Below are 16,458 nucleotides of genomic sequence, written 5' to 3' on the forward strand. Positions count from 1 at the left end.
CGAGGGAACAAATGAGCGGCCAAAGATGAACTTTGTGATCTTCGTCAACGCCGCTGTTTTGCTGTTCTTTTCAGGGCTGATGGTCATCAATGCCATCGTATTCCCTGCCAGCCGCCTCGACTTTCTCGAATCCGCCCTGTTTTGCGCGACCCTGGGCACGATTTTCGTCATTGCCACCATCAACCGCTTTGGCGAAGTGCGCCGCAAGCACCAGTTTCTGATGACGGTGACCGTCTGGCTGACGGCGGCGTTTGCGGGTGCCTTGCCGCTGTGGCACTACCGCCTCGACGCGGTGGATGCGCTGTTTGAAAGCATGTCCGCCATCACCACCACCGGCTCGACCGTCATGTCGGGTCTGGACACCACGGCGCGCGGCATCCTGTTCTGGCGCGCGCTTTTGCAGGGGTTGGGCGGCATCGGCTTTATCGTCATGGGCATTGCGCTTTTGCCGATGCTGCGCGTTGGCGGGATGCAGCTGTTTCGCACCGAAAGCTCGGACAAGGGCGACAAGGAATTTTCCACCGCGACCGGCTTTGCCACCAACACGCTGGGCGTTTACCTCAGCCTGATGGCGCTGTGTGCGATCGGCTATTCCATCGGCGGCATGTCCCCCTTCGACGCGATCACCCACGCGATGACAACGCTGTCGACGGGCGGATATTCCAATTATGACAGCAGCTTTGGCCATTTCGACAGTGCCTATCTGCAATGGCAGGCGACACTGTTCATGCTGGCGGGCGGCCTGCCCTTTGCGTGGTATATCCGCGTCTATCACCGCCGCGTCTTTCGCTCGGATCAGGTGCAACTTATGGTCAGCACGCTGGTCGTGACCATCGGCGGGCTGACGCTGTGGCATGTGTTCGAGAACGGTACGGCGTTTTTCGAAGCGCTGCGCATGGTTGCGTTCAACGTGGTTTCTGTCGTGACCACCACGGGCTATGCGACCACGGATTACACCACCTGGGGCGCCTTTGCGACGGTGGCGTTTTTCGTGCTGACAGCGACGGGCGGGTGTACCGGATCGACCTCTGGCGGCTTGAAAGCCATGCGCATCATCATCGGGACGCGCGCAGCCGTGGCCCGCATCAAGCGCATTCTGCAGCCCCATGCGATCACCCATGTGCGCTACGAGGGGCGCATTGTGGGCGAAGACGTTCTGTCGGGGGTGATCGGGTTTATTTTCTTCTATTTCGCGACTTTCTTTGCACTGGCTCTGGCGTTGAACTTTGTCGGGCTGGATTTTGCCACCTCGATTTCGGGCGCGCTGACCGCCATCGCCAATGTCGGTCCCGGCGTGGGGACGGTCATCGGGCCTGCGGGGAATTTTGTGACATTAAACGAGCCTGCGAAGATTTTGATTTTCTTTGGAATGTTTGCGGGGCGGCTTGAAATGCTCACCATCTTTGTGCTGCTCACGCCGCGCTTCTGGCGCGATTCCTGAGGGCCCGGCGCGCCCGGCGCGCAGGCCAAACGCGCCAAAGGTCGCGCAGGGCCTGCGACAATAGTCGCCCTGTGCGCGCTGTGCGCCCGCGCCTAAGCTAAGGCCAGCAACGACTCAGACAACAGGGAGGACGCCATGCGAGTCCTGATCGCAGCCATCACTGCCAGCGCCACACTCTGCGCCACTGCGGCCTTTGCCGAGGGCGACGCCGACAAGGGCGCCAAGGATTACAACCGCTGCAAGGCCTGCCACGCCATCGAAGGGCCAGACGGTTTTATCGTCAAAGGCGGCAAGACCGGACCCAATCTTTACGGCATCGTCGGGCGCACCGCGGGCAGCCTGGACGGCTATGCCTACAAACCCTCCATCGTCGCAGCCGGCGAAGCGGGCCTGGTCTGGACACCCGAATTGATCGCGCAATATGTGGTCGATACCAGCGGTTTCCTCGAGGATTACCTCGACGACCCCAAAGCCAAATCCGGCATGTCCAAGCAAGCGCTGCGCGAACCGTCCAATGTCGCGGCATTTCTGGCCCTGCACGGGGCCAAGGCAGATGCGACGGCTGAGGGCACAGGGGAAGGTGCCGATGAAAATACTGGGGAAGGTGCTGGGGACATCACGGTCGAGAACAGTGGCGAGGACAGCGCCCAAACGCCGTAAAATCACCTAAGGCGGGCGGAATTTTCCTGTCCTGCACCGCGCCGCGCAGCAAGGCGAGGCCCCACCGCGCGCCCCATTGCCCGCCCCTGCGCAGCACCGCCCACGTGCCCCCTGTCCGCATTTCAACGGGCATGGGGCATTTTTTCGCACCCTAGGGCATATCGACACATTGCCCCGCGCGCGCAACCGCTCTAATACAGAACACAATTCCGTGCAGCAGGGAGACCTCTGCGCGGATTTTGGGACAACGCACAATTTCGGGAGGACCGCATGGCTGACGCTGCCATTCACGGCCACGAGCACGAGGACAATCGCGGGTGGTTCACCCGTTGGTTCATGTCCACCAACCACAAGGATATCGGTATCCTGTATCTGTTCACGGCCGGTGCCGTGGGCTTCCTGTCGGTCTGTTTCACGGTTTTCATGCGCCTTGAGCTCATGGAACCCGGTGTGCAGCACATGTGCCTTGAAGGTGCGCGTCTGTTTGCAGATGCGGCGCGCGAGTGTACCCCCAACGGCCACCTGTGGAACGTGATGATCACCTACCACGGTGTGCTCATGATGTTCTTCGTCGTGATTCCCGCCCTTTTCGGCGGGTTCGGCAACTACTTCATGCCGCTGCAAATCGGTGCGCCGGACATGGCCTTCCCCCGCCTCAACAACCTGTCCTACTGGATGTTCGTGGCCGGTGTCGCGCTTGGTGTGGCCTCGATCCTGTCGCCCGGTGGCGACCAGCAGCTCGGTTCGGGCATCGGTTGGGTGCTTTATCCGCCGCTTTCGGTGCGTGAAGGCGGGATTTCGACCGACCTTGCGATCTTTGCCGTGCACGTTTCGGGCGCGTCCTCGATCCTCGGGGCGATCAACATCATCACCACTTTCCTCAACATGCGCACCCCCGGCATGACCCTGTTCAAAGTGCCGCTGTTTGCCTGGTCGGTTTTTGTGACCGCATGGCTCATCCTGCTGGCGCTTCCGGTGCTTGCCGGTGCGATCACCATGTTGCTCACCGACCGCAACTTTGGCACGGCCTTCTTTGATCCGGCCGGTGGCGGCGACCCCATCCTCTACCAGCACATCCTGTGGTTCTTCGGTCACCCCGAAGTGTACATCGTGGTTCTGCCGGGCTTTGGCCTTGTCTCGCACATCATCGCGACCTTCGCGCGCAAGCCGATCTTTGGCTACCTGCCGATGGTCTGGGCGCTGATCGCCATCGGTGTTCTGGGCTTCGTCGTCTGGGCGCACCACATGTACACCGTTGGCATGTCGCTGACCCAGCAGTCCTACTTCATGATGGCCACGATGGTGATCGCGGTGCCCACCGGCGTCAAAGTCTTCTCGTGGATCGCGACGATGTGGGGTGGCTCGGTCGAGTTCAAGACGCCGATGCTCTTTGCCTTCGGCTTCCTGATCCTCTTCACCATCGGCGGCGTGACCGGCGTTGTGCTGTCGCAGGCTGGCGTGGACCGCGCCTATCACGACACCTACTACGTCGTGGCGCACTTCCACTACACCATGTCCATGGGCGCAGCCTTTACGATCTTTGCGGGTGTCTACTACTACATCGGCAAGATGTCGGGCCGTCAGTATCCCGAATGGGCCGGTAAAGTGCACTTCTGGATGTTCTTCATCGGTGTGAACGTGACCTTCTTCCCGCAACACTTCCTGGGTCGCCAAGGTATGCCGCGTCGTTACATCGACTATCCGGAAGCCTTCGCCTACTGGAACAAGATCTCGTCGATGGGCGCATTCCTGTCCTTCGCTTCCTTCGTCTTCTTCATCGGTATTGTTTTCTACACGATCTTCGCAGGTCGCCGGATCACCGAAAACAACTACTGGAACGAATACGCGGATACGCTGGAATGGACCTTGCCCTGCCCGCCGCCCGAGCATACGTTCGAAACGCTCCCCAAGCGCGAAGACTGGGATCACAGCCCCGCCCACTAAGGCCAAGCTGAGCACCAAAAAAAGGCCCTGCATCTGCGGGGCCTTTTGCATTTCATCCCGCCACACCTGCCCCATTGCACAGGGCCGCGCGCCCGCTAGGATGCACCACAGGCTTTATTTGCAGGACGCCCCCTTGCCCTATCGCTGGACACCGGATCACAGTCATACACCGACCCAAGGCGCACCGCTGCGCCTTGACCTTTGGCCCCATCGCTCGCTCTCGCCGCGCGGGTTTTCCTGGGTGATCGGGGTGGCCTTCGGCTTGGCGCTTGTGCCGCTCGTGCCGTTTATCGGGACGAGCGCCTTTTGGGTGATCCTGCCGCTGATGATGGCGAGCATCGCCGCGCTGTGGATTGCGATTCGCGCGAGTGACCGCGACCACCTGCGCGAAGTGATGACGATCACGCCGCAGCAGATCACATTGATTCACACCGATGCCAACCGCCGTGAACACCGATGGAACGCGACACCCTATTGGGTGCGCATCACGCTGCATCGCGGGAACAAACCCGTCGAGGCCTATCTGACACTCAAGGGCGAGGGCCGCACCGTCGAACTTGGGGCGTTCCTGTCACCCGATGAGCGCCGCGCGCTGCGCGACGATCTGGCCTATGTTCTGGGGCGGATCACCTAGGCCCGTCTTTGGTCGGGGACCAACTGCGGTCCGGGGCAAAGCGCCCGACGCGCGGCGGCCTATCCCGCCTTGCGATGGGGAACCGCGTCATGGTCAACCGCGGCCATTTCCGCCAGCTCGCCTTCGCTGAGGTTTTCATAGAGGTCCCTGGATGCGCCCCAAAGATCCTGCACCGTGGTCTCACCGCGTTTTGCCGATAGGGCAGCGCCAGCGGCTTTTTGTTGGACTTCGCTTTTTGCCTTCATCTTGTCCTCCTTTGCATGCGTGTCGTCACACAGTCTGACGACAGGCAGACCACCGCCTGCGCATCGTCGCGTCCCTGCCCCACCAAATGCAGTGGCGCAGGTTAAACACCTCAATGCGCGACCCGCCCTCGCGTTCCCGCGCGCGCGCATGAAAAAACCCCGACCGGCAAACTGTTGCCGCTCGGGGTTACAAAAGACTTAATGCTGGTGAAAAAAGCGACCTGTGCGAAGGTCTCGTCGCTGTCGCACAAGCAGCGCGGTTTAGCCCAATTGGGCCTTTACCATGCCTCCGGCAGCGCCAAAGTCCATTTGACCGGTGTATTTGCTTTTCAGCACGCCCATGACACGTCCCATGTCACGGATCGAGGAGGCACCGGTCTCGGTGATCGCTTTGGCAACCGCCGCCTGCGCTTCCTCTTCGGAGAGCTGGCGCGGCAGGAAACTTTCGATCACCTTGATTTCCGCGCGTTCTTTTTCGGCCAGTTCCAGACGCGCGCCTTCTTCGAAGACCCGCGCGCTTTCCTGACGCTGTTTTACCATTTTACCAAGGATACCAAGTACATCTGCGTCAGTGACGCCATCCTCATTGCCGTCGCCCCGTGCCGCGATATCGCGGTCCTTGATGGCGGCATTGATCAAGCGTAACGTCGACAGCCGTGCCGCGTCTTTCTCTTTCATGGCAGCCTTGAGAGCCTCCATGATCCGAGTTCGCATATCCATAGGGTGTCCCATCCCACTGTGAACAGAACCCGTATTATACGGTAGCAGGACGGCACTCACAACCTCGTTAACATTCTGCAACCCTTTGAAACAATTGCGTTACCGACATCTTGTTGGAATTTGCCGCCACGCCTTGACCCTGCGCGTCCAAATCCATAGGTTCCGGCGAGTTTGAGCCTACGGGAGTCGCGCCATGTCGAACGCTATCACCACCTCTGAAAAACCGACCGCCTGCCTCGCGCTGGCGGATGGGACGCTGTTTTACGGCATGGGCTTTGGAGCCACCGGTACAACCGTCGCCGAGATGTGCTTTAATACCGCGATGACCGGATATCAGGAAATCATGACCGACCCCTCCTATGCGGGCCAGATCGTGACCTTCACCTTCCCCCATATCGGCAACACCGGCGTGAACGCGGAAGATGACGAAACGGCCGATCCCGTGTCCGAAGGCATGATCGTCAAATGGGACCCCACCGAGCCCTCGAACTGGCGCGCGACGGCGGAACTGTCCGATTGGCTTCAAAAACGCGGCCGCACCGGCATGGGCGGGGTCGACACCCGCCGCCTGACCCGCGCGATCCGTCTGCAAGGCGCACCGCATGTGGCGCTGGCCTACAATCCCGACGGGGAATTTGACATCGAAGCCCTGGTGGCCAAGGCCCGCGCATTCTCGGGTCTGGTGGGGCTTGACCTTGCCAAGGACGTGACCTGCGCGCAATCCTACGTCTGGAACGAACAACGCTGGGCCTGGCCCGAAGGCTATACGCCGCGCACGCAAAAGGGCCACAAGGTGGTCGCCATCGACTTTGGCGCGAAACGCAACATCCTGCGCTGTCTGGCCTCTGCTGGCTGCGACGTGACGGTCTTGCCGGCCTCTGCCACGGCCGAGGAGGTGCTTGCGCATAATCCCGATGGCGTGTTCCTGTCCAATGGTCCGGGCGATCCGGCGGCCACGGGTGCCTATGCGGTGCCGATGATCCAAGGCGTGCTGAAAGCCGACCTGCCGGTATTCGGGATTTGTCTGGGCCACCAGATGCTTGCCCTTGCCCTCGGTGCCAAGACCATCAAAATGAATCACGGGCACCACGGCGCAAACCACCCCGTGAAGGATCGCGAAACCGGCAAGGTGGAAATCACCTCGATGAACCACGGGTTCGCGGTCGATGCCCAGACCCTGCCTGTGGGCGTGAAAGAAACGCACGTCAGCCTGTTCGACGGGTCGAACTGCGGAATACGCATGGCGGATAAGCCCGTTTTTTCCGTGCAGTACCACCCCGAAGCCTCGCCGGGCCCGATGGACAGCTACTATCTGTTCGAACGCTTCGCGGCCGCGATGGACGCGCGCGCGCAGGGCTGACACCTGACCAAGACATCCCCAACAGGCGCAGCGGGAAACCGTCTGCGCCTGTTGTCGTTTTGCACGATCCGTCAACTCTTAAGTATAAATCTTATGCAGCCGCTGTTAATCTTAAGACTTCATTAATCCCACTTTCGCAATGTGAAGCCAGAATTGGCGTCCGGCGAAGGTATGAACCCCGAAACCCCAGCGAATAAGGCCGAACAGGATGGTTTGCCGCGCCCTTTGGGCCGCGTTCCTTACCTCACGCCCGTCGCGGCCGCGCCAGAACCGCGCAGAGGGCGCAAACCGCTTGGGCAGATTCTGGTCGAGCGGGGCGATCTTTCTGCCGATGACCTTGTGCGCGCCACCCAGATGCGCGCGCGCGAGCAGGCGCGATTTGGCGACATCCTTTTGGCCCATGACATGGTCAGCGAGGCCGCGCTTTACGCGGCCCTATCCGTGCAATTCGGCGTTGAACTTGCGGATTTTGCGGCCCACCCCCCCGATGTGCGGCTCATTGACCAATTCGGCACCGACCGCTGCCTGCGCTTTGGCATGATGCCTTGGCGGCGGATCGGAAAAGTGACGGTGATCGCCACCGCCCGCCCCGATGATTTCGACCGGCACCGCGACGTTCTCGAAGCACAATTCGGGGCCGTGCGCTTTGCCGTCTCCTCCGAAAGCGCCTTGCAAAAGGCGCTGCTGTCCTCGCGCAAGCGCAGCCTTGCCGCAGCTGCGGAAATTCGCGTGGCAACCCATGAAAGCTGTCGTGACATCAAAAAGATGCCCGCGATCCGCTTGATCTCGGGCTTTGCGCTGATGCTTGTGGCCTTGGGCATTGCCTCGCCACGGGGCCTGTTCCTCGTGTTGACCCTTTGGGCGGTGCTGACCCTTGTGGCGAATTCGGGGTTGAAACTGGCCGCAGCCATTCTGCGCTTCTCCGTTGTGGGGCGCGGAGAAGCACGCGCGCAGCCCGATGTCGTCCCGATCGGGCGGCTTCCGACCGTGTCGATCATGGTGCCCCTGTTCAAGGAACGTGAAATCGCAGGTCGTCTGGTAAGGCGGCTGTCGCGGATCGAATATCCGCGTGAATTGCTCGACATCTGTCTCGTCGTCGAAGAGGACGACACCATCACCCAGGCCGCGGTTGCCGCCACCCGCCTGCCGCGCTGGATGCGGATGATCGTCGTGCCGCGCGGGCGCGTGAAAACCAAACCGCGCGCGCTCAACTATGCCCTCGACTTTTGCCGTGGCTCCATCATCGGTGTCTATGACGCCGAAGACGCCCCCGCCGCCGACCAGATCAGCCGCGTTGTCAGCCATTTCGACCAATGCGCGCCAAATGTCGCTTGTTTGCAAGGGGTTCTGGACTTTTATAACAGCCACACCAATTGGCTATCGCGCTGTTTTACCGTGGAATATGCCACATGGTTTCGCGTGGTTTTACCCGGATTGGAACGTATGGGGCTGGTTGTTCCGCTAGGCGGAACCACCCTGTTTTTCCGCCGTGATGCTCTGGAGGAACTGGGCGGTTGGGACGCCCATAACGTCACGGAGGATGCCGATTTGGGCATCCGCCTTGCGCGCCACGGCTATCGCACCGAACTGATCGACACGGTCACCCAGGAAGAAGCGAACTGTCGCTGGTGGCCTTGGGTCAAACAACGCTCGCGCTGGCTCAAAGGCTACGGCATGACCTGGGCCGTGCACATGCGCGACCCCGTAAAACTATGGCGCGACCTCGGGGCATGGCGGTTTTTCGGCGTCCAATGCCTGTTTCTCGGGACGCTGTCGCAATTTGTCCTCGCGCCCGCCCTTTGGAGCTTCTGGCTCGTGATGTTCGGCCTACCGCATCCGCTGCGCGGCATGTTGCCCGACTGGGCATTTATCTTGCTGGGCGCGACATTTCTGGCCAGCGAGGTGTTGACGATATCGGTCGGCATCCTCGCCGTAGCGCGCCATGAGCACAAAGGCCTGTGGCGCTGGGTGCCGACGCTGCATCTCTATTTCCCCCTCGGAACGCTTGCCGCGCTCAAGGGGTTGGGCGAGATCATCACCAAGCCCTACTATTGGGACAAAACCGCCCACGGTCTGCACGACATCGCCCTCCCGTTCGAGGAGGACGCGCCCGCCCAATTGCCCCACACGGGCCCGCTTTTGCTGATAAATCCGGTGCTGATTCCGCCGCTTTCGCCGCCCGAATTGGCCCCGGCGCCCCTACAGCTTGTGACGGGGCGCGCGCGCAAGGGCGCGGTGCCGCGCAAAACCGCGCAGGGGCTGGATCATGCCGCCGCACGGCTGACCTATCTGGCCCCCGCAGAGGCCGCGACGCGGCGCACCTTGGACAAAGACGCGCCCTTTGATCACTACCCTCAGGGCTGGGCGATTGCCGCAGAACAGCGCGCCACCTTTACTGCGGCCGTGAGTTTCGACATCACCCATGTCACCATCACCCCCCAACCCGACGACGCCCCAGATGAGCCGCCCGAAAATTCTGACCCGCCCTAGCGGTTTTCCGACTCTGCGTCCTTTTTCAGACGGGTGATAAAGGCCTTGGAAATATGGTCCTTGAGGGTAACATAGGCTGCCTCGCCATCGCCGCGTTCAATCGCGGCCACGATGCGGTCATGTTCGGCCAGAGCCGTCTGGCCGCGCCCCTCCACCGCAAGCGATGTCGTCGCCAAAAGCGCCATCGAGCGGTGCACCAGATCCAGTTGCTGCACGAGATAGCGATTGTGCGACGCCAGATGGATTTGCTTGTGAAAGCGGCGGTTGGCGCGTGCCAGCGCTTCGGGATCACCGACGAGAGCGGCGTCCTCTTCGACCATATCGCGCAAGACGCGCACTTCCTCGGGGGTCGCATGACGTGCGGCAAGGCGCGCCGCCAAGCCTTCCAGTTCGGTACGCACCACGTACAGATCGGCCATCTGGTTGTGATCCAGCGAGGCAACGATCAAGGAGCGCCCGTCGCGCGCCAACATGGATTGCGTTTCAAGCCGTTGTAAAGCTTCGCGAATAGGCGTGCGCGAAACGCCAAAGCGTTCGGCAAGCTCGCTTTCGACCAAGCGGTCGCCCGGTCGGTAGATCCCGCCATCAATCGCTTCCAAAATCAGCCCGTAGGCATCCTTTTGCACGATTTTTGCATCCTTGCTCGCCACCGGCCAAACTCCTCTCCGCGTGAAGCCGCACCATACGCCCGCCCGCGCACTGCGATCAAGCCAAAGGCGGACAATGGGTCCTTGCCTGGGCGAAAGCACAGGGGTAGCTCTGGCCTATGACCCAAATGTCCCCCCCCGCCCCTTCGGGAATCGCCAGCGCATTCGACCATGTCGACACTTGGGTGTTCGATCTCGACAACACGCTTTATCCGCCCGAGGCGGGTCTTTTTGCGCAGATCGAACCGCGCATGACCGCCTGGGTGCAACGCACGACCGGCACGGACCGGTCCGAAGCCAGCCGTCTGCGCACCCACTACTGGCACAGCTACGGCACGACACTGGCCGGGCTGATGGCCGAATATGCTATTGATCCGGCGGCCTTTTTGCTTGACGTGCACGACATCGACTTCACGCAGCTGACAGTCGACCCTGCCCTCGCGGCCGCCATTCGCGCCCTGCCCGGACGCAAGATCATATTCACCAACGGCACCGCCCCCTATGCTGAACGTGTCGCGCAGGCGCGCGGGCTTGAGGGGCTGTTTGACGCGATCTACGGTGTGCAAGAGGCGGGTTTGCATCCCAAACCGCGCCGCGAGGCCTTCGACCGTGTGTTTGCGCGCGACGGGCTGCGCCCCGAGCGCGCGGCGATGTTCGAGGATGATCCGCGCAACCTCGCCGTCCCCCACGCCTTGGGCATGCGCACTGTGCATGTCGCGCCCCAAGCGCTGGAAGCAGCGCATATCCACCACCACACCGCGGATCTTGCTGCGTTTCTGGCGCAACTGGGCGGGCCTTCAGCCGCATAGGGGCACTGTGTCGCGCGCAGGGCCGTTGGACAATTCCCCGCCCGCAGCCTATCACAAACCACCTGATCCTTAAAAAACAGAAGGCAGCGATGCGCGACACTCCCCATCAGACCGATGTTCTCGTTGTTGGCGGCGGGCTTGCGGGCATGATCGCCGCGGCAAGTTTCGCACGCAGCGGCTTTTCAACGCTGATGATCGACCCGCAACGGCCGGTCACCGACGGCACGCAAACAGGGGCGGATTTTCGCTCGACCGCCTTCCTGCGTCCCGCGCGCGCCTTGTTCGAGCGGATCGGTGTCTGGGAGGCGCTCGCCCCCTTTGCCACCCCGTTGGAGGGGTTGCGGATCGTGGACACCCGCGCGGGCGCCCTGCGCGGCGAGCGTCAATTCGAGGGGCGGGAAACGGCAGATGCACCTTTTGGGTGGAATTTTCTCAACTGGGTGATGCGGCGCGAATTGAGCCGCGTTCTGCCGCAGATCGCGGGATTGAGCCTGCGATACGGGGTCGGGTTTCGCACGATTGTGACGCGCAGCAGCCAAGCGGTTGTGACCCTGGATGACGGATCGCGCGTTGTGGCCAAGTTGGTCATCGCCGCGGACGGGCGAGAGTCCGCATTACGAAAAGCCGTGGGAATTGACGTAAAAACAACGCACTACGGGCAGAAATCTCTGGCGTTCACCGCGACACACGACCGCCCCCACCACAATATTTCCACCGAAATTTACCGTGAGGGCGGCCCGTTCACGATGGTTCCGCTTGCCGATATCGACGGCTCGCCCGCCTCGGCCATTGTCTGGATGAACAGCGGCGCCGTCGCACAGGACTTGCAGAACATGGCTCCGGTGGCTTTCAATGCCCGTATGAGTGAGCGCGCAGCGCATCTTTACGGTGACATGCGGCTTGCCAGCCCGCGCGGTCTCTTTCCCATCATCACCCGCACCGCGCGTGATCTTGCGGCTGAGCGTGTCGCGCTTATCGCCGAAGCCGCGCATGTGCTACCGCCCATCGGCGCGCAGGGGTTGAACACCTCGCTTGCGGATGTGACCTTATTGCTGGATTTGGCCCGCGCGCAGCCGCAAAATCTGGGCGATAGCGCGATGTTGGCCGACTATGCCCGCACCCGCGCCCGCGACATCGGCCCGCGTGCGCAAGCGATTGATGTGTTTAACCGTGTGGTGCGCTCGGAGGGGGCGCTGTTGCAATGGGTGCGTTTGAACGGGCTGAAAGCCGTCCATGACATCCCCCCTTTGCGCCGCGCCATCATGCAGGCGGGCTTGGGTCCTGCGCGCGCGCGCAAGTAGCGCCCTATCCGCCACCGCGCGCCCGTTTCATCGTCGGAATTTGGGTATTTTTATCCGAAAGAAGCCCAACGCCGGGACTCAGCCGATGCGCGGTTCAGCTTTTGGCGGCGCAATAGGGCTGTGCGTTCGTCCAGGACCGCATGTCTTCGCGTTTTTTCGTGGAATGGAACGGGCCCCAATCGGCGGCAACGCCGCGCATTCCTGCGGAGATAACCTGGTCGCGCGCCACGGTTGTCGACATGATGCGGATCGCACAGCTCAGGTTTGCAGAACCGTTTTTCAGCGCCTCGCCCGTTTTGGCGTTGCAGCCGTAGGCGCGTGCGGTTGCCGGAGCGATTTGTACCAGGCCGAACCAGCGGCCACCGCCGCCGACAGCGCGCGGATTCCACGTGCTTTCGTGTTTGGAGAGCGTGGACAACAAGCCAACCCAGAAGGCGGCGCGATCATCGAGCGATGCGCTTTCGTAGCCGGGGCACCAATCGGCAATATCTTTGGGGGTAATTTCGGAGAGCGAGGCACCATGATCGGTCAGGGCAGCGAGGGCGCTTGCCGTCCAGATCGGGCCTTGAGGGACGGAATCCCAGCGCATGACCGCGGGTTCCTGGGTGGGGGGCTCTGCCGAGACGCCTTCGATGGCATCGCAGGCGGCGGGAAGGAAAGCGGCGAGGACGAGGGCTAAGGTGCGGGCACGCAACGGAAAAATAGGCACTTGTAAGTCTCTGGGGCAGCATCGGCACAGCGCGCCGACAGGCTTTCATGCCCCAGCGGGCCGATTCCGCCAAGTCATTCGACACAGCATCGGCAGAGTCTTGCCAAAGGGGCGGGGGATGTGCCCGATTTCCGCCGCCTCTTGCCCTGCCCGCAACCCTGTCCTAAAACGCCCTCAACCCTAAAGAAATGAGGCCCCAGAGATGCTCGACCACCTCGAATTCACGTCCCCCGAGCCCAAAACCATCGCCGGTGCGACAGACGATTGGGAACTTGTGATCGGGATGGAAATCCACGCGCAGGTGGCCTCGAAAGCAAAGCTGTTTTCCGGCGCATCGACGCAGTTTGGCAATGAGCCCAACGCAAACGTGGCCTTTGTGGATGCGGCCATGCCGGGCATGTTGCCCGTGATCAATGAATATTGCGTCGAACAGGCGGTGCGCACGGGTTTGGGCCTGAAAGCGCAGATCAACCTGTTCTCAGCCTTTGATCGCAAGAACTATTTCTACCCCGACCTGCCGCAGGGCTACCAGATTTCGCAGCTGTATCACCCCATTGTGGGCGAGGGCGAGGTGATCGTGGATATGGCCCCCGGTGTGGCGCGTCTGGTGCGTATCGAGCGCATCCACCTTGAGCAGGATGCGGGAAAATCCATTCACGACATGGACCCCAACATGTCCTTTGTTGACCTGAACCGCACGGGCGTTGCCCTGATGGAGATCGTGTCGCGCCCTGATATTCGCGGCCCCGAAGAAGCGGCGGCCTATGTTTTGAAAATGCGCCAGATCCTGCGCTACCTCGGGACCTGCGATGGCAACATGCAAAACGGCAATATGCGCGCCGATGTGAACGTCTCGGTGTGCCGCAAGGGTCAGTACGAGAAATTTGCTGCGACGGGTGATTTTTCGCATCTCGGGACGCGTTGCGAGATCAAGAACATGAACTCCACGCGGTTTATCCAGCTGGCGATTGACTACGAGGCGCGTCGCCAGATCGCGATCCTCGAGGATGGCGGCGAGATTGATCAGGAAACCCGCCTCTATGACGCGGACAAGAACGAAACCCGTTCCATGCGCTCCAAGGAAGAAGCACATGATTACCGCTATTTCCCTGATCCCGACCTGCTGCCGCTTGAAATTGAACAGGCTTGGGTGGATGACATCAAGGCTTCCCTGCCCGAACTTCCCGACGATAAGAAAGCCCGTTTTGTCCGGGACTTTGGCCTGTCGGAATATGATGCAGGCGTGCTGACGGCAGACACCGCCAATGCGGCCTTTTTCGAAGGCGTGGCGGCGGGCACCGATGGGAAACTGGCCGCCAACTGGGTGATCAACGAACTGTTTGGCCGCCTCAAGAAAGACGATGCGGAGATCGAGAACAGCCCCGTGTCGCCTGCGCAACTGGGCGGTATCGTCAAGCTGATCAAAGCGGGCGACATCAGCGGCAAGATCGCCAAGGATCTGTTTGAAATCGTGTATACCGAGGGCGGCGATCCGGCCGAGATCGTCGAGGCGCGTGGCATGAAACAGGTCACGGACACCGGCGCGATCGAAGCGGCTGTGGACGCGGTAATCGCAGACAATCCCGCGCAGGTCGAAAAGGCGAAAGCCAACCCCAAGCTGGCGGGTTGGTTTGTCGGTCAGGTCATGAAATCGACCGGCGGCAAGGCAAACCCAGCCGCCGTGAATGCGCTGGTAATGCAGAAACTCGGGCTGTAAAGGCCGCGTGATCTATGCTGGGAAAGGGGCCGTTTGGCCCCTTTTTTGTGGTATGCTGGCCGATTGAGCCCTACACGCAAGCGCGATTGGGCGCATTGCCTGCGGGTTGAGGTGTGATCCTGTGTCACAGCAATCCTCCGTGGTCGGCCCAGCCATGACCAAGCCGTGGCACAGATGCCACCATCAAGACGTGACCTCCCTGCCCGCACAAACGGCTTGGCGCGCGGGAGCGCACTGTTTAGCATGCCCGCGAGAATGGAGAACCAGCATGACAATCGAATACCGCGTCATCCCCGCCCCTGCGAAGGCTGTCAAAGCCAAGGGTGTGCGCCCCGAAAACCGCTTTGCCCACACCGTCACGGCGGCGTTGAACGAGATGGGGCGTGAGGGGTGGGAATATGTCCGCACCGAAACGCTGCCGGTCGAAGAGCGCTCGGGACTTGCGTCGAAATCCATCAACCAGCAAGTCTTGATGGTGTTTCGCAGAGAGGTCGCCCCGCGCGCCGAGGTGATGGTGCATGCGCGCCCCGATGTGGCTGCGAATGAGGATGCCCCCGCAAGCGCGGCCCCCGTGACCGCCTCCAAAGGCACCGAGGGGCTTGGCGCGGCGGCCAAATCGCTGTTTGCCTCACGCACCGCCCAAGCGGCTCCCGAGGACGCCCCCTCTCTCAAGGCCACGCCGGGCAGCGACACGTAAATCGCGCGGCGCTGCCTTCGCACAAGCGGATGCGGCGCCCCAAAGTCGGGATGCCCCAAAGTCAGGGCGCGGCAAGGTCCAGCGACAGGGCGTGAATTTGCGGCACCAAATCGCCCAGCGCCGCATGCACCGCGCGGTGACGTGCCACCCGCGACTGGCCCGCAAAGGCCGCGCTGACGATGCGCAGGTTGAAATGGGTTTCCCTACCACCTCCGGGATTGCCCGCATGCCCCGCATGGCTGGCGGAATCGTCAACGATTTCCAATTCAAGCGGCGCGAAAGCGGCAATTAAACGGGTTTCCATCTGCGTCGTGATGCTCATGTGATCTATCGCCTCTTTCAAATCCTGACCCATCGTCTAAACTCTTGCGTCCGAGTCGGATAGGCAGACGAAAAGGTTTTGAGGCCCATGCAGAAGAACGACCCCTTCGGTTTCGACATGTCCGTGTCCACGGATAAGAAAAAACGCAAGACCGGCAGGCGCGGCATGTCAGGGGCTTTCGAGACCTCGCAACGCCTGTGCGAACACGCCGGATGCAAGGAACAGGGGCAATACCGTGCGCCGCGATCCCCCGATCACCTAGATGAATACAAGTGGTTTTGCAAAGATCACGTGCGCGAGTACAATTTGAAATGGAACTTCTTCAACGGCACGACAGAGGCCGAAATGGAAGAACAGATCAAAGCCTCCAAAGTCGGCGACCGCCCGACGCAGCCCTTGGGCCGCAAATCCGCCGAACAGCGGGCGTGGGAACGTTTGGGCGTGGATGACCCGCATCAGGTTCTGGGCGACAACGCGACCCAGAATCCGGGCAAATCCACCGTCGCGGGCACCACCCGCAAACTGCCGCCCGTGGAACGTCAGGCAATTGATATTCTGGAAGCGAAAGATCACTGGACCAAGGCCGAGATCAAAAAGCAGTACCGCTCGTTGATCAAAGTGCTGCACCCCGACGTGAATGGCGGCGATCGCAGCCAGGAGGAGCTGCTTCAGCAGGTCGTTTGGGCCTGGGATCAGGTCAAAGACAGCCGTTGGTTCAAATAGGCACCACTGCGCGCAAGGCGCTGCAGATGTGAAATAAAA

General features: G+C 61.3%; 16 protein-coding genes. 11 read left to right on the plus strand and 5 right to left on the minus strand.

Annotated features, from left to right (window positions below; translation table 11 throughout):
• Window positions 1–25 precede the first annotated feature (25 nt).
• From AQS8620_RS05815 to AQS8620_RS05830, 4 genes are all read left to right on the plus strand, one after another.
• Entirely contained in the window at window positions 26–1,441 is a 1,416-nt protein-coding gene (locus AQS8620_RS05815) for a TrkH family potassium uptake protein (protein ID WP_085835926.1), read from the plus strand.
• Between the two features lie 135 nt (window positions 1,442–1,576).
• Window positions 1,577–2,101 (plus strand): c-type cytochrome, encoded by a 525-nt coding sequence (locus tag AQS8620_RS05820; RefSeq protein ID WP_234990384.1) that lies wholly within the window; start codon window positions 1,577–1,579, stop codon window positions 2,099–2,101.
• 270 nt (window positions 2,102–2,371) lie between these two features.
• Complete coding sequence (locus tag AQS8620_RS05825; protein WP_085835927.1) at window positions 2,372–4,045, plus strand: cytochrome c oxidase subunit I; 1,674 nt, start codon at window positions 2,372–2,374, stop codon at window positions 4,043–4,045.
• Window positions 4,046–4,178: 133 nt separating this feature from the next.
• Window positions 4,179–4,679, plus strand: a complete 501-nt coding sequence (locus AQS8620_RS05830) for a DUF2244 domain-containing protein (RefSeq protein ID WP_085836158.1) — start codon at window positions 4,179–4,181, stop codon at window positions 4,677–4,679.
• Window positions 4,680–4,738: 59 nt separating this feature from the next.
• On the opposite strand, the gene AQS8620_RS05835 is transcribed toward AQS8620_RS05830, so the two are convergent.
• Together AQS8620_RS05835 and AQS8620_RS05840 are read right to left on the minus strand one after the other, a co-directional pair.
• Window positions 4,739–4,924 (minus strand): DUF3008 family protein, encoded by a 186-nt coding sequence (locus AQS8620_RS05835; RefSeq protein ID WP_085835928.1) that lies wholly within the window; start codon window positions 4,922–4,924, stop codon window positions 4,739–4,741.
• A 261-nt stretch (window positions 4,925–5,185) separates the two neighbouring features.
• Window positions 5,186–5,644, minus strand: a complete 459-nt coding sequence (locus AQS8620_RS05840; protein WP_085835929.1) for a GatB/YqeY domain-containing protein — start codon at window positions 5,642–5,644, stop codon at window positions 5,186–5,188.
• A 193-nt stretch (window positions 5,645–5,837) separates the two neighbouring features.
• Between AQS8620_RS05840 and carA the strand changes: the two genes are divergently transcribed.
• Complete coding sequence (gene carA / locus AQS8620_RS05845; protein ID WP_085835930.1) at window positions 5,838–7,004, plus strand: glutamine-hydrolyzing carbamoyl-phosphate synthase small subunit; 1,167 nt, start codon at window positions 5,838–5,840, stop codon at window positions 7,002–7,004.
• 171 nt (window positions 7,005–7,175) lie between these two features.
• A complete protein-coding gene (locus AQS8620_RS05850) occupies window positions 7,176–9,494 on the plus strand; it encodes a glycosyltransferase (protein ID WP_085835931.1) in 2,319 nt (772 codons plus the stop codon).
• On the opposite strand, the gene AQS8620_RS05855 is transcribed toward AQS8620_RS05850, so the two are convergent.
• Complete coding sequence (locus tag AQS8620_RS05855) at window positions 9,491–10,144, minus strand: GntR family transcriptional regulator (RefSeq protein ID WP_234990385.1); 654 nt, start codon at window positions 10,142–10,144, stop codon at window positions 9,491–9,493. The two genes, AQS8620_RS05850 and AQS8620_RS05855, sit on opposite strands and share 4 nt — an antisense overlap.
• A gap of 116 nt (window positions 10,145–10,260) precedes the next feature.
• On the opposite strand from AQS8620_RS05855, the gene AQS8620_RS05860 reads away from it, so the two are divergent.
• Window positions 10,261–10,950 carry a pyrimidine 5'-nucleotidase gene (locus tag AQS8620_RS05860; RefSeq protein WP_234990386.1) on the plus strand — a complete coding sequence of 230 codons (690 nt, stop codon included), beginning with the start codon at window positions 10,261–10,263 and terminating at the stop codon, window positions 10,948–10,950.
• Window positions 10,951–11,039: 89 nt separating this feature from the next.
• Window positions 11,040–12,251, plus strand: a complete 1,212-nt coding sequence (locus AQS8620_RS05865) for an FAD-dependent monooxygenase (protein WP_085835932.1) — start codon at window positions 11,040–11,042, stop codon at window positions 12,249–12,251.
• A gap of 94 nt (window positions 12,252–12,345) precedes the next feature.
• On the opposite strand, the gene AQS8620_RS05870 is transcribed toward AQS8620_RS05865, so the two are convergent.
• Window positions 12,346–12,840, minus strand: a complete 495-nt coding sequence (locus tag AQS8620_RS05870) for a transglycosylase SLT domain-containing protein (protein WP_143267441.1) — start codon at window positions 12,838–12,840, stop codon at window positions 12,346–12,348.
• Between the two features lie 322 nt (window positions 12,841–13,162).
• Here AQS8620_RS05870 and gatB point away from each other — a divergent pair, with 322 nt between their 5' ends.
• Together gatB and AQS8620_RS05880 are read left to right on the plus strand one after the other, a co-directional pair.
• The gene (gene gatB, locus AQS8620_RS05875; RefSeq protein WP_085835934.1) at window positions 13,163–14,677 is read left to right on the plus strand and encodes an Asp-tRNA(Asn)/Glu-tRNA(Gln) amidotransferase subunit GatB; all 1,515 of its coding nucleotides are present in this window, start codon (window positions 13,163–13,165) and stop codon (window positions 14,675–14,677) included.
• Window positions 14,678–14,945: 268 nt separating this feature from the next.
• Window positions 14,946–15,374 (plus strand): DUF4177 domain-containing protein, encoded by a 429-nt coding sequence (locus AQS8620_RS05880; RefSeq protein ID WP_085835935.1) that lies wholly within the window; start codon window positions 14,946–14,948, stop codon window positions 15,372–15,374.
• Between the two features lie 61 nt (window positions 15,375–15,435).
• On the opposite strand, the gene AQS8620_RS05885 is transcribed toward AQS8620_RS05880, so the two are convergent.
• Entirely contained in the window at window positions 15,436–15,696 is a 261-nt protein-coding gene (locus AQS8620_RS05885; RefSeq protein ID WP_085836161.1) for a BolA family protein, read from the minus strand.
• Window positions 15,697–15,783: 87 nt separating this feature from the next.
• Here AQS8620_RS05885 and AQS8620_RS05890 point away from each other — a divergent pair, with 87 nt between their 5' ends.
• On the plus strand, window positions 15,784–16,419 hold the full coding sequence (locus AQS8620_RS05890) for a J domain-containing protein (protein WP_085835936.1): 636 nt from the start codon (window positions 15,784–15,786) through the stop codon (window positions 16,417–16,419).
• Window positions 16,420–16,458 lie beyond the last annotated feature (39 nt).

It is taken from the genome of Aquimixticola soesokkakensis (assembly GCF_900172375.1).
Lineage (GTDB): Bacteria > Pseudomonadota > Alphaproteobacteria > Rhodobacterales > Rhodobacteraceae > Aquimixticola > Aquimixticola soesokkakensis.

Excerpts from the sequence above, each read along its gene's own strand:
- AQS8620_RS05815 (WP_085835926.1), top strand. The coding sequence starts at position 26 with ATGAACTTTGTGATCTTCGTCAACGCCGCTGTTTTGCTGTTCTTTTCA.
- AQS8620_RS05820 (WP_234990384.1), top strand. The coding sequence starts at position 1,577 with ATGCGAGTCCTGATCGCAGCCATCACTGCCAGCGCCACACTCTGCGCC.
- AQS8620_RS05825 (WP_085835927.1), top strand. The coding sequence starts at position 2,372 with ATGGCTGACGCTGCCATTCACGGCCACGAGCACGAGGACAATCGCGGG.
- AQS8620_RS05835 (WP_085835928.1), bottom strand. The coding sequence starts at position 4,924 with ATGAAGGCAAAAAGCGAAGTCCAACAAAAAGCCGCTGGCGCTGCCCTA.
- AQS8620_RS05840 (WP_085835929.1), bottom strand. The coding sequence starts at position 5,644 with ATGGATATGCGAACTCGGATCATGGAGGCTCTCAAGGCTGCCATGAAA.
- carA (WP_085835930.1), top strand. The coding sequence starts at position 5,838 with ATGTCGAACGCTATCACCACCTCTGAAAAACCGACCGCCTGCCTCGCG.
- AQS8620_RS05850 (WP_085835931.1), top strand. The coding sequence starts at position 7,176 with ATGAACCCCGAAACCCCAGCGAATAAGGCCGAACAGGATGGTTTGCCG.
- AQS8620_RS05860 (WP_234990386.1), top strand. The coding sequence starts at position 10,261 with ATGACCCAAATGTCCCCCCCCGCCCCTTCGGGAATCGCCAGCGCATTC.
- AQS8620_RS05865 (WP_085835932.1), top strand. The coding sequence starts at position 11,040 with ATGCGCGACACTCCCCATCAGACCGATGTTCTCGTTGTTGGCGGCGGG.
- AQS8620_RS05870 (WP_143267441.1), bottom strand. The coding sequence starts at position 12,840 with ATGCGCTGGGATTCCGTCCCTCAAGGCCCGATCTGGACGGCAAGCGCC.
- gatB (WP_085835934.1), top strand. The coding sequence starts at position 13,163 with ATGCTCGACCACCTCGAATTCACGTCCCCCGAGCCCAAAACCATCGCC.
- AQS8620_RS05880 (WP_085835935.1), top strand. The coding sequence starts at position 14,946 with ATGACAATCGAATACCGCGTCATCCCCGCCCCTGCGAAGGCTGTCAAA.
- AQS8620_RS05885 (WP_085836161.1), bottom strand. The coding sequence starts at position 15,696 with ATGAGCATCACGACGCAGATGGAAACCCGTTTAATTGCCGCTTTCGCG.
- AQS8620_RS05890 (WP_085835936.1), top strand. The coding sequence starts at position 15,784 with ATGCAGAAGAACGACCCCTTCGGTTTCGACATGTCCGTGTCCACGGAT.